Raw genomic sequence first — 15,111 nt, forward strand, 5'->3', positions numbered from 1 at the left:
CCATCAGTCCTTTAGCCGGTTCCTTCGTTCGGGCGCCAAGGAGGGCTGCCGACCGTGGGGTCCGGGCCGCTCAACTCCGCTGCCCACCCGCCGGGGTGGGGCTGCAGCAAGAGTGTTGGTGTGTCAAAGTGTTCAATGTTTGAACAATTTGCCCGTGGAGCCGAACGCGATTGTGGGTTATGTCACACTTGAAGGGTGCCGCTCATGACGTCGACAGGGGACAGTCAAATTGACCGGCACCAGTTCAGCTTGTGAAGCGGAGTTTCTCGCGCCCGGCTGGACGATTCCATCACACGCAATGACGCGGAGGAACAACAAGATGTCGAATTCGGCCGAGGAGCAGTTGTCTCTCTTGAAGGTAGCGCGAAGAGCCATCTCCTCGACGCAGGAGGCACTTGAAGGGACTACGACCTGGCTGGCCCTTACTGACGCCGATGGAAGGGTGACCTACGAATGGGCAGCTGCTCCGAGCCTGCGTCGGCATCTTGCGCGCGCAGATGTAACGGAGGGCGCCGACCTCGCCCAGGGTTCTGCGGGCACGAATGGAGTGGGTGTCGCGCTTGCGACCCGCGCCTCCACCATTGTTCAAGGCACCGACCACCTGGATGAGCGCATGCACAACCTCGTCTGCGCAGCGAGTCCGGTCCTGCACCCAATTACGCGAAAACTTCTCGGCGCCGTTAACGTTACGTGCCTTGCCGGCGAGCCGAACCCGCATCTGAAGATTGCGCTCAACATGCTGCTGACCGGCATTCAGGATTCGCTGACCCGCCTGTCCCGCGCCCGCCATCAGCGGCTTCTTGATGCCCATTTGCGGGTGAAAGCGGGAACGGGCGCGGCCGTCATTACACTGGACCGTTACACCATGATCGCCGAGGATGGTCTCGGCGGCCTGTCTTTTGATCGGGAACAGCTGTGGCATTATGTCGAAGAGGCAGGGCCTTTCACCAGGGAGTTTGTCCTGCCGACCGGCGTTCGTGCGCAGATCGTGCCTGTGATGCCTCCCAGGACTGCGGAGGGCTGTTCATTGGTGCTCAGCCGTCTGAGTGTCGCAAGCCTTGCTGGATCGCACGTGAGTGGTTCCGACGCCGGGCCCCGGACGGTAGTCCTGCCCGAGCTGAGCCAGCTGGAGCTGGCCGAGCGGGAGATCATCGCATCGGTGCTAAGGGAGTGCCGCGGAAACAAATCGGACGCTGCAGAGCAACTTCGCATCGCACGCGGGACGCTCTACGAGAGAATCCGTCGATACGGACTGTAGGGTCCGGCCGCCAGCTGCACGCCCTGATCGCCGGCCGGCAGCCCGCGCCTGACTCCGTGTCAGGAATGTGCTCGATTTCCCCAGCCCAGTCCCCATGCGAAAGCACGGCCACCCTGTCGGATGGCCGTGCTTTCTGGGTGCAGCAGTTTCCTATGGAGGGGGTGCCGGAACTGGTACCGAACCCTGCCGGCGTCGGTTTCGTCAGGAGAAGGCTGAGATGCCGGTGATCTCACGGCCCAGGATCAGGGATTGGATGGAATCCGTCCCTTCGTAGGTATGGACCACTTCCATGTCGGTCAGGTGGCGTGCCACGTGGTGTTCCAGCAGGATCCCGTTCCCGCCAAACATGTCACGCGCATCCCGGCACAGCGTCCGCGCCTTGTCCCCGGTGAACATCTTGGCCAGGGAAGCCTGTTCGTTGCTGAGCCGGCCCTCGTCCTGAAGTGCCGCGGTACGGAAGCAGATCAGCTGCATGGCCGTGAGGTCCGCAAGCATGTTGGCAAGCTTGTTCTGCACCAGCTGGTAGCTGGCAATCGGCTTGCCGAACTGCACGCGTTCCCGGGCGTACTGGACCGCCATCTCATAGGCGGCGGTGGCGTGGCCCAGCGATTCCCAAGCCACAGTGCTGCGGGTGGTGTTGAGCACCGCTCCGACGTCGCGGAAGGATTTCGACTTGGCCAGCAGGTTTCCGGCGGGGATCCGCAGACCGTCGATCTCGATCTGTGCCTGCTGGATCGCCCGTTTGGCCATCTTTCCTGTGATGGCCTCGGCACTGTATCCGGCGGGGTAGCTGCCGTCGTCGTTCTTTTCCAGGACGAAGGCCTTCACCTTTTGGTCGGTTGTGTCGCGGGCCCAGATGATAACGAGGTCCGCCACGTGGCCCAGCCCGATCCAGCGTTTGGATCCGTTGATGACGTAGTGCTCGCCGTCGAGCCGGGCGGAGGTTTCCAGGGCCACGGAGTCGGAGCCGTGGTCCGGTTCGGTCAGCGCGAACGCGCCGAGCTTTTCCAGTTTCGCCATCGGCGGCAGCCAGCGCTGCTTCTGCTCGTCGCTGCCGAGGAGGTTGATGGTGCCCATCGCCAGCCCGGAGTGGACCGCGTTAAAGGTGTTGATGCTGCCGTCACCTCGCGAGAGTTCCATCGCGACGAGGCCGGTCTGCAGCCGGGTCAGCCCGGGGCAGCCATAGCCCTGGATGGCTGTGCCGATGATTCCCAGCCCTGCGAACTTTGGCACCAACTGATACGGGAAGTCCGCCTTCTCCCAGTATTCGTTGATGATGGGCTTGACGTCCTTTTCGACGAAGGACCGGACGCTGGCGATCAGCGCACGGTCGGTGTCATTGAGGTAGTCGTCCAGTGCGTAGAAGTCGGAATTGACGGAAACGTCCGTTGCGGTGGTCATCAGTGCTCCTCGTGGGATCGGGTGGAAGTGCCGGCAAAGACGCCGGCGAATTGGTTGTCGTCGTCGCCGAGCCAGGCGCGCACCAGCTCCGCGCCGCTGTCGAGATCGGGCGGCGTGAGGTCGTAGCTCACCGGGGTCTTGGACAGCCGGATGGGGTTGCGCACCCCGGGCTGAGCACTCTTTCCGTGCCCCACGGTCACGACAGGCTCCAGCCCGATTCGTTCGGCGAATTCGATCCCGGCACGCAGATCCTGGATCGGTGCGCAGGGGAGCTTCGCTTCGGTGAATATGTCGAACCACTCCGAAGCGGTCCGGGCCGAGAGGCACTCCACCAGGAGCGGCCGCAGTTCGGTGCGGTTGGCGCTGCGGAGCGGAGCCTTTTCGAATCGCGGATCTGTGGCAAGCGCCGGCCGGCCGATCGCGGCGCAGAGGGTGCGGAACTGGGAGTCGTTGCCGATCGCGATCACCAGCTTCCCGTCGCCGGTGTCGAAAGGCTCGTAAGGGTAGATGCTCGGATGTTCGTTTCCCAGCCGGACGGGAACGGTCCCGCCGAGCACCACGGCGGCCGTCTGGTTCACCATGCCGGAGAGGGCAGAAGACATCAGGTTCATTTCCACCAGCTGGCCTTCTCCGATGCGATCCCGGTGCCGGAGTGCGGCGAGGATACCGATGCAGGCGTGAAGTCCGGTGATGACGTCGAACACCGCAACTCCGGAACGGAAGGGCCCGGTGTCCGGCGCCCCGGTGAGGTCCATCAGTCCGGACAGCGCCTGGATGAGTAGATCGTAGCCTGGGAGCTGGGCACCCCCGGCCGTCCCGAAGCCCGTGATCGAGGCGTAGACAACTTCCTTGTTGGTAGCCGCGACTGTGTCGTAGTCCAGGCCGTAGCGCACCAAGTCTCCCGGCTTGAAGTTTTCGACGACGACGTCGGCCCGTTCCGCGATGCGCTGCGCCGTCCGGCGGTCGTCCGGATCGCGGAGGTCGAGTTTGATGGAGGTCTTGTTGCGGTTGATCGACAGGAAATACGTTGAGTCATCGCCGCGGGTGGGCGGTTTCCATGCCCGGGTCTCGTCCCCGGCCGGGCTCTCAATCTTGATCACAGTTGCCCCGAGATCTGCCAAGAGCATAGTGCAGTACGGTCCGGCCAGCACCCTGCCGAAATCGGCGATCACGATGCCGCTGAGAGGGCCGCCTGCACTGCGGCCGAATGCCGACGTCTCAAGGGCGGCGGAGTGTTGGCTGTCCATCAAAAAGCTCCTTGCATAGGGTTCTCTCCCTCAACCATGACCGACCGCATTGCTATCCGTCCAATACTTATTGATGGCCTTTTTGTTGCACCAGGTGCAATAATCACTTGCATGGAGATCCAACAGATCCGCGCCTTCCTGGCGGTGGCAGAAGAGCTGCACTTTGGCCGCGCGGCGGAGAAGCTGCACATGGCCCAGCCTCCGGTCAGCCGCAGCATCCAGCAGCTGGAACGGGAGCTGGGAACCCGTCTGTTCGACCGGAGTACCCGCAGCGTCAAGCTGACCGGCGCCGGAGAGGCGTTCATCGGGCCGGCAACGGACATCATTGATGCCACCCGCCGGGCGAGCATCGCGGTCCACGCAGCAGACAAAGGAGAAGTCGGGCGCGTCCGGGTCGCCTATGCCGGCGCCTCCACCCATACCCTGGTGGGCCGGCTCGCCAGAGAGGTCCGGCGCGACCACCCGGGCATCCAGATCGAGCTCTTCAGCCAGAACTTTGCCCAACCTGCCATGGACCGTGTGGTCAGTGGCGACGTGGACATCGCCCTCGGTCGTTGGGACTACATTGCTGCCGGGATTGAAACGCGCCTGCTTGCAGCGGAGGACCTCGTGGTCGCCGTCCCCGCGAGCCACCGCCTGGCCGGCGCCGGTGAAGCCCGGATGGCTGACTTCCGCGGCGACACCTTCGTTTCACTGCCGCCTCATGCCGGGGCGGTGCTGAACGACAGGCTCCGGCGACTAACGCACGCCGCCGGGTTCGAGCTGGACATCGTTCAGGTCGTCCCGGATTCCTGGACTGCTCTCTCACTGGTCGGGGCGGAGGTAGGCTGCACGCTCACGCTGTCCTCGGTGGCCGACGCGGTCACGGACCCCCACGTGCGTTTCGTGAAGGTTATGGACAAAACGATTCCGGTGGAGCTGCGGATGGCCTGGCGCCGGGACCATTCCAGCCCTGCCCTGCGGGCAGTACTGGAGCTGGCCGAGCGGATCCTGCCCGGCGCCGGCTGACACGAACCCGGATGACGGGCGCCAGACTAAGGCGGCGTCATGACGGTTGTCTTTGACCCGGTCAGGGGGCCATGAACTCCGGCGTCTCGATGCCCAGGGCACGGAGTCTCCGGTAAAGGGTGGTTCGGCCCATCCCCAGGGCTTCCGCAGCGACAGAGCGGTTCCCCCCGCTTTGTTCCAGGGCGGCGACGATCGCGTCGCGCTCCAGGGATTCGAGTTTGGACAGGGTGCGCCTGCCTGTGTTCCTGAAATGTTCCGGGAGGTCATTGGCCTGCAGCACGCGACCGGGATGGGCGCGCCCCAGCGACTCGAGGGTGGCGCGCAGTTCTGCGACGTTGCCCGGCCACCGCCAGCGCATGAGCCCCTGCAGCGCGACCGCAGAGAGCGTGGATCTGTCGGCAGGCGCGGCCGCATCCAGGAAATGCGCAGCCAGCACGGGGATACGTTCCTTGGTTTCGGACAGAGTCGGCACAGTCACACGCGCAGCGATTTGTGAGACGACGTCCGAGACGAAGTCCGGGCACGCCTCGGGATTCATGGTCAGAACCAGCCGGGCCGGAGAAGGAGCTGCCCGGTCTTGGCCTGCCGGAGGGTGCTCCGGCTGCTGGCGCACCGCCGCGTCCAGGGCCTTGAGCCTGTTCAACTCGCTCCGGGGCAGATCCTCAAGATGCCGCAGGATCACGCTTCGACCGTCTGCGATGGCTTCGCGGGCGGCCTGGAACCAGCTGGCATCCTTTTCTTCCGGAAGGAGGCAGGCATCGAGGATCAACGGACCCGGACCGGAGTCCTGTCCGTTGAGCCAGGCGAGCGTGTGATGAAGCTTGCCGGAGCCGCCCTGCCCGCACACGGCGATCGCCCCGGGTCCCTGGCCCGCCCGGTCAAAGGCAGTGCGTATGACGTGCGGAAACGCAGCCCCTACACCCGAAGAGTCGGTGCCGGGCAAATCGGCATCGACCTTCCGTGGAATGCTCGCGGCATCAGGTATGCGTGAGAGCTCCAACGCGAAGGCAGAACTCCCGCCGGAATCGTCGATCCGCTGGACGGTGGCGTCCACATTCAGGGACGGTATCTCGATGGTTTGTTTGGCGCCGGTCCATTCGAGACCGCGCAGCTGCTCCCACAGTGTGGTGTGCAGTTCACTGCTCATGACCGCCAGACCGGAAATGTTGGTCATCACAGCCTGGGCATCGAGCATGATGACCGGGGCTCTGGAGGAGCTCAACCGCAGCTGCGACATCCCCAAGGCGAGTCCCGTTGCGCTGCCGAGGTCGAGCAAACGCCGTTCGATCTGGCTGCTCGCTTCCCGGGACATGGCCAGCATGAGCGGGTTGTCCAAACCGGTGTCGCAGGCGAAGGAAATGGAACCTATCACGCGGCGCGTAACGGGGTGCATGATCGGCGCCCCCGCACAGGCCAGCGGGGACAGTGCCTCGTTGAAATGCTCCGCTCCCCGGACAAACACGGCCTGGCGTCCTTCGATGGGCGTGCCGAGCCCGTTGGTCCCGACCGAGCGCTCCGAAAAATTGAACCCTTCCGCGGCATAGGCCTCGTCGAAACGGTTGCCGTGTGCCTTGTCGCCGAGCCTGCGGGCAATAATCTGGCCGGACTGGTCACTGAGGAACAAAGAGATGCCCATACCGCTGAGGCTTTGCAGCCAGTGGTCCATCACACTCTTGGCCGCACGGATCAGGATCCCGTCCGGATCGAAATCATTGACGAACAGAAACGCCTCGGGCCGCGCCGAAGCCTCCACGCCGATCGAGCGGCGCCAGCTGTGTTCGATGTCCGGGGAGACGATTTCCGCCAGCTGTGTCCCATCCCGGAGGCCCCGGCGGATGAGGTGTTCCCGGGCAGCGCGAAGGGCATCGTCGGGAACGTTGCGCGGGTTTTGCATGGCTGGTCAGCCCTGGGCACCGTCTGCCGCGCGCAGCACCACGCGTCCGGGGACGCCGCCCTGCGTGAGCTTGTCCAGGTTCTCGCCCACAGATCCGGCGGAGAGCTCGGCGTCGATGATCGGAATGTGGGGAATCGCATCCTGCTTGGCCAAGGCGACGAGCTGGTTCAGCTCCTCGGGGTTGCCCACAAAGCTGCCTCGGATCGTGAGCATCTTAAGGGCCATGAGTGCGGTCGGGACCGTCAGTTCGCCGCCGAAGAGCCCTACCTGAACCAGTTGGCCACCCTTGCGCAGGGAGTCGAAGGCTACGGGCGCCGTTTGGCTGTTGTTCACGAAGTCGATGACGGCTGCTACCGGGCCTCCGTTTGCGCCGATGATCTTGGCGCTGAGACCTTGATCGGTGGATTGGACAGTTGTGCTGGCGCCGACCTCACGGGCCAGCTGGAGATTCCGCTCCGAAATGTCGACGGCGCAGATGGCCTGGTGCCCCAGCGCGCTGAGGGTAGCGATGGCGGTGAGCCCGACTCCGCCGGCGCCAATCACCACAACAGGTTCGTCCGGCCCCAGCGGGAGGACTTTGTTCACTGCGCTGAAGGCCGTCAGGCCCGAGCACGCCAGCGTCGCCGCCCAGCTGAGGTCCAGGCCCTCGATGTCCACGAGGTACTTTTCGGCGCGGACCAGGATCTGCTCGGCGTAGCCGCCGTGCTCCGTGACTCCAAGGTTGCGTCCGTTGGCGCAGACGTTGTCGCGGCCGGCCAGGCAATCCCGGCACGTGCCGCAGCCAATCCAGGGATAGACCAGCCTGATGTCCCCGGGTTTGGTCCCGTGCACAAGGTCCCCGACTTTCTCGACGACACCGACGACTTCGTGCCCCATGACCAGCGGGTAAGTGACGCCCCGGTCCACGAGCTTCAACGCTCCCCGGCTGCCCAGGTCGTACGAACCCTCACGAAGGTGGGTGTCCGTGTGGCACACGCCCGAGCGGATCACCCTCAAGAGGACTTCGGTTCCTGTCGGCACGGGGTCCGGCAGTTCGATGTCCTGGATCTCGGGGCTGTCTTGGAAAACGGCAAAAGCGTGCATGGTGACCTCGCATCGTTGCGCTGACTGTATTCATTCAAGGATGGCACCCGCGCTGATAGGAATCCAATACCAAATCAAGGCGTCGTTTATGCGCAGGGGGCAACAATCGAAGCCTCCGCCGAATGCTGGCGGTGATGCGCTGTTCCAAATCGGCACACCATCGTGAGATCCACGTCACATAAGAATTGACTACCCCGCTTGAAGGGTCCTCGGCCCGGAGGAACCGGGCCCACGTTGTCGCATTCAAAGGAGAATGACCATGGCGGGACGCATGTCAGGAAAAGTTGCACTCATCACCGGAGCCGCCCAGGGCATGGGCAGGTCGCACGCCCTGCTCCTCGCCGCAGAAGGGGCCAAGGTCGTCATCACGGACGTCCGGGAAGCCGCCGGAAAGGCCGTGGCAGAGGAGATCAACGACGCCGGGGGTTCCGCACTCTTCATCACGCATGATGTCACCCGGTCCGACGACTGGCAGCGTGTGCTGGAAGAAGCCGTCAATGAATTCGGCAAGCTGGACGTCCTCGTCAACAATGCCGGCATCCTCATCCTCAAACCCCTCGACGAGACGGACGAGGAGGAATGGGACCGCACCCTGGATATCAACGCCAAGGGAACCTTCCTGGGCTGCAAGCTGGCGGCACCTGCGCTTCAGGCAGCCGGCGGGGGCTCCATCGTGAACATTTCCTCGATCTACGGGCTCATCGGGGCACCCAGCGCCGCGGCCTACCAGGCGTGCAAGGGCGCAGTGCGCCTGCTCTCCAAGGCTGCGGCGGTCGATCTTGCCAAGTTCGGCATCCGGGTCAACTCCGTGCACCCGGGCGTGATTGACACCGAGATGACCAAGGAACTGATGGCAACACCGGAAGGCGCGAAGGCCCTGTTGGGAACAACCATCCTCGGGCGGCCGGGACGGCCCGAAGAAGTCTCCCAGGCTGTCCTCTTCCTCGCCTCGGACGAAGCGTCCTTCGTCACGGGTGCGGAACTCGTCGTTGACGGCGGCTACACCACGCAGTAGCTCCCGGGCGGGTCCGGCGCCGGACCGGTGTTTCAAAGTGGAACACTGGGCCGGCACAAATGTGATCCACGCTATATCTAGCGGCAAAACGCACCAAGATTCCGATCCATCAGCACCCCGGGCGAGGCTCGGGAGGCCCTCCATACGAAGGAGTATGAGATGACAATCTCGACCGAAGCAGCAGCGACTGAAACTTCCCAGGCGACCGATGCCCTCCGCGACCTTTACGCGGACTGGTCCAACATCATCGCCACCACTCCGGATCTGACGATGCGCCTCTTCCGCAGCATCTTCGACGAGTGGCACCAGCCCACCCGGGAGCCAGAAGCAGTCACCTACAAGGAGGACGTCGTCGGCGGCGTCCCCGGCATCTGGGCCTTCCCGGAAGGTGCCGACCGGACGAAAGTGCTGCTCTACACCCACGGCGGCGGCTTCGCGGTCGGCTCAGCAGCAAGCCACCGGAAGCTTGCCGGCCACGTTGCCAAGGCTCTCGGCGTTGTTACCTTTGTCCTGGACTACCGCCGGGCACCCGAGCACCCGCACCCCGCCCAGGTCGAAGACGGCGTCGCCGCCTTCAAGGCTCTCGTTGAGAGCGGCATCCACCCGCACGACATCACCACCATTGGCGATTCCGCCGGCGGGAACCTTGCCATCGCCATCGCCCTGGCGCTCAAGGAACAGGGCGAGCCACAGCCCGGCCAGGTTATCGTCTTCTCACCGTGGCTGGACATGGAGAACAAGGGCCAAACCCTCATCACCAACGACGCCACGGACGCCCTGATCTCCGTCCCGCTGCTCGAGGGCATGATCGCCGGCGTGCTGGGCGATTCCGTCAGCCCGCAGAACCCGCTGGCCAACCCCCTCTACGCCGACTTCACCGGGTTCCCGCGCCTATACATCACCGCCGGCGCCGTCGAATCCCTCCTGGACAACGCCACCCGCCTGGCCGCACTGGCCGAGGCCGCCGGCGTCGACGTGACCCTCTCCATCGCCGAGGACCAGCAGCACGTCTTCCCGTTCCTCGCCGGCAACTCCGAGGTCGCCGACGCCGAACTCGCCCGCATCGCCGGCTGGTACAAGTACTGAGCCCCGGCCACCCCACAACACAAGACCTAAAATACAAAGGAGTATCCATCATGGCTGAAGACCACGGGCAAACTGCCCCCGCCACCTCTCCCACCTCTCCCGCCGAACTCGACGCCGTCGTCGTCGGCGCCGGCTTTGGCGGCATCTACATGCTGCACAAGCTGCGCAACGAACTCGGACTCAACGTCCGCGCCTTCGACCGCGCCGGCGGCGTCGGCGGCACCTGGTACTGGAACCGCTACCCGGGTGCCCTGTCGGACACCGAGAGCTATGTCTACCGCTACTCATTCGACGACGAACTGCTGAATGAGTGGGACTGGACCCACAAGTACGTGACCCAGCCGGAAATCCTCCGGTACCTCGAACACGTTGTGGACCGCTATGACCTGCGCAAGGATATTCAGCTCAACACCGGTATCACCTCCGCGCACTACGACGAGTCGGCCAACCGCTGGACCATCGGCACTGACACCGGCGAAACCATCACGGCGAAGTACATTGTCAACGGCCTCGGCCTGCTCTCGGCCACCAATATCCCCAACATTCCGGGTATCGACACCTTCGAAGGCGAGATCTACCACTCCGGCGCCTGGCCTGAGGGCGTGGACCTGACCGGCAAGCGCGTCGGCGTGATCGGCACCGGCTCCACCGGCCTGCAGATCATCACCGCCATTGCCCCCAAGGTCGGACACCTCACCGTCTTCCAGCGCTCACCGCAGTACAGCGTCCCCGTCGGCAACACCACTGTCACGCCGGAATACGTGGCGTCCGTCAAGAAGGACTACCCGAAAATCTGGGAGCAGGTCCGGGGTTCCGGCGTCGCCTTCGGGTTCGAGGAAAGCACCGTTCCCGCTATGAGCGTCTCCGCAACGGAACGGCAGGCCGTCTTCCAGAAGGCCTGGGAAACCGGCGGCGGATTCCGCTTCATGTTCAACACCTTCGGCGACATCGCCACGGACCCTGACGCCAACGAGGCCGCCGCAGCATTCGTCCGCGGCAAGATCGCCGAGATCGTCAAGGACCCGGAGACGGCCCGCAAGCTCACTCCGACCGACCTTTACGCCAAGCGCCCCCTGTGCGACAGCGGCTACTACGCCACATTCAACCGGGACAACGTAGAGCTGGTCTCGGTCAAGGAGACGCCGATCGTCGAACTGACGCCCACGGGCATCAGGACCTCGGACGGCGTGGAGCACGAGATCGACGTCCTGATCTTCGCCACAGGCTTCGACGCCGTGGACGGAAACTACACCCGGATGGACATCCGGGGCCGCGGCGGCGAGACCATCCAGCAGCACTGGCAGGACGGACCCACCAGCTACCTCGGAGTCACCACAGCAGGATTCCCGAACATGTTCATGATCCTCGGCCCCAATGGCCCCTTCACCAACCTGCCGCCGAGCATCGAGGCCCAGGTCGAGTGGATCTCGCAGCTGATCAACGACGCCGAGACCGGACAGGTTGCCTCTGTGGAGCCGACCGCAGAGGCCGAGGAAGCCTGGACCCGGACCTGCCAGGAGATCGCCGATATGACGCTCTTCCCGAAGGCCGACTCCTGGATCTTCGGCGCCAACATCCCGGGCAAGACGAAGACCGTCATGTTCTACCTCGGAGGCCTCGGCAACTACCGGAACAAGCTCGCAGAAGTCCGCGAGGCGGGCTACGAAGGCTTCGACCTGAAGGTACTCGCTCCGGCGGAGTAGCCAGAACCAAGACGCTGTCGACGGCGGCTGCCACACCCTGGGGATGTGGCGCCCCCCGTTCCGCGTTGGCGGCAATCCGTACTGGGGCGCCCTTGCGGCGTCCCGTTGCACCAAGAAAGGGAGGCAAGCCATCGAACGCTTGCCTCCCACACCCGGGCCCCGCAATTAGGAGTAGTCGTAGAAGCCTTTGCCGGACTTCCGTCCCAGTTCCCCGCGCGCCACCATGTCGCGGAGGATCTGGGGCGGGGCGAAGCGTTCGCCGAGCGTTTCGTGCAGGTATTCGGCGATTCCAAGGCGGACGTCCAGTCCGACTATGTCCGTGGTTCGCAGGGGTCCGGAGGCGTGCCGGTAGCCGAGCTCCATGGCGGCGTCGATGTCCTGCGCACTGGCCACGCCTTCTTCGAGCATCCGCATGGCCTCCAGTGCCAGTGCAACGCCCAGCCGCGAACTCGCGAAGCCAGGAGCGTCGTTCACCACGATGGGGGTCTTGCCGAGACCGCGGACCCAGCCGGTGGCGGCGTTGGCAAGTTCGGGGGCGGACTGGGGGCCAAGGACGACTTCCACCAGCGTTGACGCCGGGACCGGATTGAAGAAGTGCAGCCCGCACAGCCGCTCCGGCCTGCCGAGGGTGGCAGCCAGCTTGGTGACCGACAGTGAGGAGGTGTTGGTGGCGATCCAGGCATCCGCGCCAAGGTGGCGCTCAACGTTGAGCAATGCGGACTGCTTCAGATTGAAGTCCTCAGGGACGGCTTCGACGACCAGACCGGCGCTGCCGAAGTCGACGGCGTCCGTCGAGACTGCGAACCGCCCGAGAAGCGAGTCCAGATCCTCCGTTACTGAAGCTCTCTCAATGGCCTTGGCCAGCGTCCGGGTGACGCGGTCGAGGGCGGCGGCGGCAGCTGCCGCGTCACGTTCGACGACGGTCACCTCCGCTCCGGAAACAAGGAAGGCGTGGGCGATGCCGGCGCCCATCCGGCCGCCGCCGAGAACACCTACCCTCGTCGGGATGCCGGGGGCTTCGGTCAGGGAGGTGGGGATGGTCATTTGTTGGTTCCTTTGTGGTTTTTCCGGTCCAGAAACGCCTGCATCCGCTCAAACTTTGCTTCCGATTCAAAGAGGATGCCCTGGGCGAGTTCGTCGATGGCCGGGTGTGCGGATCGTGGTGCCTGCAGGACACTCTTGGTGAGACGGACCGCGAGCGGATCCTGGGTTTGGATCCGCGCTGCGAGGGCAAAGGCTGCGGGGATGAGTTGGTCTGGGTCATGTAATTCGGTGACGAGCCGAACAGCCAGCGCCGCTGCGCCGTCGAGCACTTTTCCGCTGAGCAGTATTTCCTTCGCCAGGGGCTCGCCCACGAGTTCCACGAGGCGCCAGCCTGCGCCGGCGGCAGCGAGAATACCGAGGCCTGTTTCGGGATTGCCGATTTTTGCCCGTGGCGTGGCAATCCGGAAGTCCGCTGCGTAGGCCAGTTCAGCGCCGCCGCCGAGCGCAAACCCGTCAACCGCGGCGATCACAGGCATCGGCAACTTGGAGATTCTCTGGAAGAGGCAGGAATTGATGCCGGCCAGGGCGTCGTCACGGCGCCGTTCGCGGAGCTGGGCGATGTCAGCCCCGGAGGCAAAGATGCCGCCAGAGGGAAGCTGCGTCCCGGAGAGGATGAGGATTCTGGGCTTCCGCTCCAAATCGGCGCATACGGAATGCAACTCATCGACCATCTGCTGGTCGATGGCGTTGCGGACTTCAGGTCTATTGAGCTCGACATGGACGGTCGCGCCCGCGTCGTGGATCTTGATGGTCTTCACCAGCCCACCTTCGCATCGCCAATTACCCAGCGTCCAATACCTAATGGATGACGAATTATTGCAGAATCATAATAACTGGGACTATGGCCCGGCGATCTGCCATTGATTCAGAACCAACATTGATCAAGCTGAGAATAAGTATTGGACTGCATAGGCGGAAGCTGGGATCGTGATTGCTAAGACCAAGGACGCACCACCAGAAAGAGATTCGGCCATGAGCAACTACGCAACCATCAACCCGGCAACCGGAGAACGCGTTGCCGAGTTCCCGACCCTCACGAACGAGGAAGTCCAGGATGTGCTCAAGCGCTCCTTCACGGAATACCGTTCCTGGCGCTCCACTCCGCTGGCCGAACGCGCGGCGGTCCTGACCCGCGTCGCCGAACTTACCCGCGAACGGTCCGAGGAACTCGCAACTCTGCTGACCCTTGAGGTGGGCAAGCCCATCGCCGAGGCCCGTGGCGAAGTTGCCCTCGTGGCCTCGATCTACGCCTACTACGCGGATAACGCCGAGCGCTTCCTCAGGGATGAACCCCTGGACATCAGCGGCCCAGGTTCAGCCGTCGTCCGCACTGAACCCATCGGGCCACTTGTCGGCATCATGCCCTGGAACTTCCCCTACTACCAGGTCGCCCGTTTCGCCGCCCCCAACATCGCGCTGGGCAACACCGTGATCCTTAAGCACTCACGCAACTGCCCGCAGTCGGCGCTGGCCATCGAATCGGTATTCCGGGATGCCGGGCTGCCCGCGGACGTCTACATCAATGCGTTCGTCACCAGCGGTCAGATCGCAACCATGATCGCAGACCCGCGGGTACAGGGCGTCTCCCTGACCGGCTCCGAAAAGGCCGGATCCGCCGTAGCGGAGGTCGCCGGACGCCATATGAAGAAGTATGTGCTGGAGCTGGGCGGCTCCGACCCGTTCATCGTGCTGCCGGATGCTGATCTGGACAAGGCCGTTGCCGGCGCCGTGGCGGGCCGGATGTACAACGGCGGCCAGGCCTGTACGGCCTCCAAGCGCTTCATCATCGTCGGCGACATCTACGACGAATTCCTTCGCCGCTATGCCGACGCCATGGCCAAGATCGCGCCGGGCGATCCGACCGATGAGAAGACGACCTTCGGGCCGCTGTCTTCCCGGGCCTCCGTGGACGACATTACGGAACTGGTCCAGGACGCCGTCTCCAAGGGAGCGACAGCTGTCACGGGCGGGGGCGCACCTAACGAATCAGGCGCCTATTACCCCGCAACGGTCCTGACCGGTGTGACGCCCGAAATGCGGGCATACTCGGAAGAGATCTTCGGCCCGGCGGCTGTGGTTTACCGGGTGGACTCTGCCCAAGCTGCCATTGACCTGGCCAACGACTCACCCTTCGGCCTCTCAAGCTCCATCTACACCGCCGACGTCAAGGTCGCACAGGAGCTTGCCGAACAGCTCGAAACCGGGGCGGTCTGGATCAACAGCATCAGCCGAAGCGCCCCGGACCTGCCGTTCGGCGGGGTGAAGCGTTCCGGCGTTGGACGTGAACTGGCGCAATACGGAATCAACGAATTCGCCAACAAGAAGCTCATCCGGATCCCGTCAGCCTAGACCCGCCCGGATCGCTGCCGCTG

12 protein-coding genes are annotated in these 15,111 nt (G+C 64.1%); 6 read left to right on the forward strand and 6 right to left on the reverse strand.

Annotated features, from left to right (window positions below):
• Positions 1–319 precede the first annotated feature (319 nt).
• Positions 320–1,258, forward strand: coding sequence for a helix-turn-helix domain-containing protein (locus MOD31_RS12275; RefSeq protein ID WP_250820746.1), 939 nt, complete (start codon positions 320–322; stop codon positions 1,256–1,258).
• Positions 1,259–1,459: 201 nt separating this feature from the next.
• Here the strand turns inward: MOD31_RS12275 and MOD31_RS12280 are convergent, their stop codons facing one another.
• Positions 1,460–2,659, reverse strand: a complete 1,200-nt coding sequence (locus MOD31_RS12280) for an acyl-CoA dehydrogenase family protein (protein ID WP_250820747.1) — start codon at positions 2,657–2,659, stop codon at positions 1,460–1,462.
• The gene (locus MOD31_RS12285) at positions 2,659–3,906 is read right to left on the reverse strand and encodes a CaiB/BaiF CoA-transferase family protein (RefSeq protein WP_250820748.1); all 1,248 of its coding nucleotides are present in this window, start codon (positions 3,904–3,906) and stop codon (positions 2,659–2,661) included. The genes MOD31_RS12280 and MOD31_RS12285 overlap by 1 nt, the downstream gene beginning before the upstream one ends.
• Positions 3,907–4,017: 111 nt before the next feature.
• On the opposite strand from MOD31_RS12285, the gene MOD31_RS12290 reads away from it, so the two are divergent.
• Entirely contained in the window at positions 4,018–4,914 is an 897-nt protein-coding gene (locus MOD31_RS12290; protein WP_250820749.1) for a LysR family transcriptional regulator, read from the forward strand.
• 61 nt (positions 4,915–4,975) lie between these two features.
• Here MOD31_RS12290 and MOD31_RS12295 read toward each other — a convergent pair whose 3' ends face one another.
• Together MOD31_RS12295 and MOD31_RS12300 are read right to left on the reverse strand one after the other, a co-directional pair.
• Positions 4,976–6,808, reverse strand: a complete 1,833-nt coding sequence (locus MOD31_RS12295) for a sigma-54-dependent Fis family transcriptional regulator (protein ID WP_250820750.1) — start codon at positions 6,806–6,808, stop codon at positions 4,976–4,978.
• 6 nt (positions 6,809–6,814) lie between these two features.
• Entirely contained in the window at positions 6,815–7,891 is a 1,077-nt protein-coding gene (locus MOD31_RS12300; protein WP_250820751.1) for an alcohol dehydrogenase, read from the reverse strand.
• Between the two features lie 259 nt (positions 7,892–8,150).
• Between MOD31_RS12300 and MOD31_RS12305 the strand changes: the two genes are divergently transcribed.
• The 3 genes from MOD31_RS12305 to MOD31_RS12315 all read left to right on the forward strand — a co-directional run bounded on the left by MOD31_RS12305 (position 8,151) and on the right by MOD31_RS12315 (position 11,695).
• Entirely contained in the window at positions 8,151–8,906 is a 756-nt protein-coding gene (locus MOD31_RS12305; protein WP_250820752.1) for an SDR family NAD(P)-dependent oxidoreductase, read from the forward strand.
• A gap of 159 nt (positions 8,907–9,065) precedes the next feature.
• On the forward strand, positions 9,066–9,992 hold the full coding sequence (locus tag MOD31_RS12310) for an alpha/beta hydrolase (RefSeq protein WP_250820753.1): 927 nt from the start codon (positions 9,066–9,068) through the stop codon (positions 9,990–9,992).
• A 50-nt stretch (positions 9,993–10,042) separates the two neighbouring features.
• The gene (locus tag MOD31_RS12315; protein ID WP_250820754.1) at positions 10,043–11,695 is read left to right on the forward strand and encodes an NAD(P)/FAD-dependent oxidoreductase; all 1,653 of its coding nucleotides are present in this window, start codon (positions 10,043–10,045) and stop codon (positions 11,693–11,695) included.
• 165 nt (positions 11,696–11,860) lie between these two features.
• Here MOD31_RS12315 and MOD31_RS12320 read toward each other — a convergent pair whose 3' ends face one another.
• Together MOD31_RS12320 and MOD31_RS12325 are read right to left on the reverse strand one after the other, a co-directional pair.
• Positions 11,861–12,739, reverse strand: a complete 879-nt coding sequence (locus MOD31_RS12320; RefSeq protein WP_250820755.1) for a 3-hydroxyacyl-CoA dehydrogenase family protein — start codon at positions 12,737–12,739, stop codon at positions 11,861–11,863.
• A complete protein-coding gene (locus MOD31_RS12325) occupies positions 12,736–13,497 on the reverse strand; it encodes an enoyl-CoA hydratase/isomerase family protein (protein ID WP_250820756.1) in 762 nt (253 codons plus the stop codon). The genes MOD31_RS12320 and MOD31_RS12325 overlap by 4 nt, the downstream gene beginning before the upstream one ends.
• 214 nt (positions 13,498–13,711) lie before the next feature.
• Here MOD31_RS12325 and MOD31_RS12330 point away from each other — a divergent pair, with 214 nt between their 5' ends.
• Entirely contained in the window at positions 13,712–15,088 is a 1,377-nt protein-coding gene (locus MOD31_RS12330) for an NAD-dependent succinate-semialdehyde dehydrogenase (protein WP_250820757.1), read from the forward strand.
• Positions 15,089–15,111 lie beyond the last annotated feature (23 nt).

Origin of the sequence: Paenarthrobacter sp. TYUT067, assembly GCF_023656375.1 — a bacterium.
In the GTDB taxonomy this organism is placed as follows: domain Bacteria; phylum Actinomycetota; class Actinomycetes; order Actinomycetales; family Micrococcaceae; genus Arthrobacter.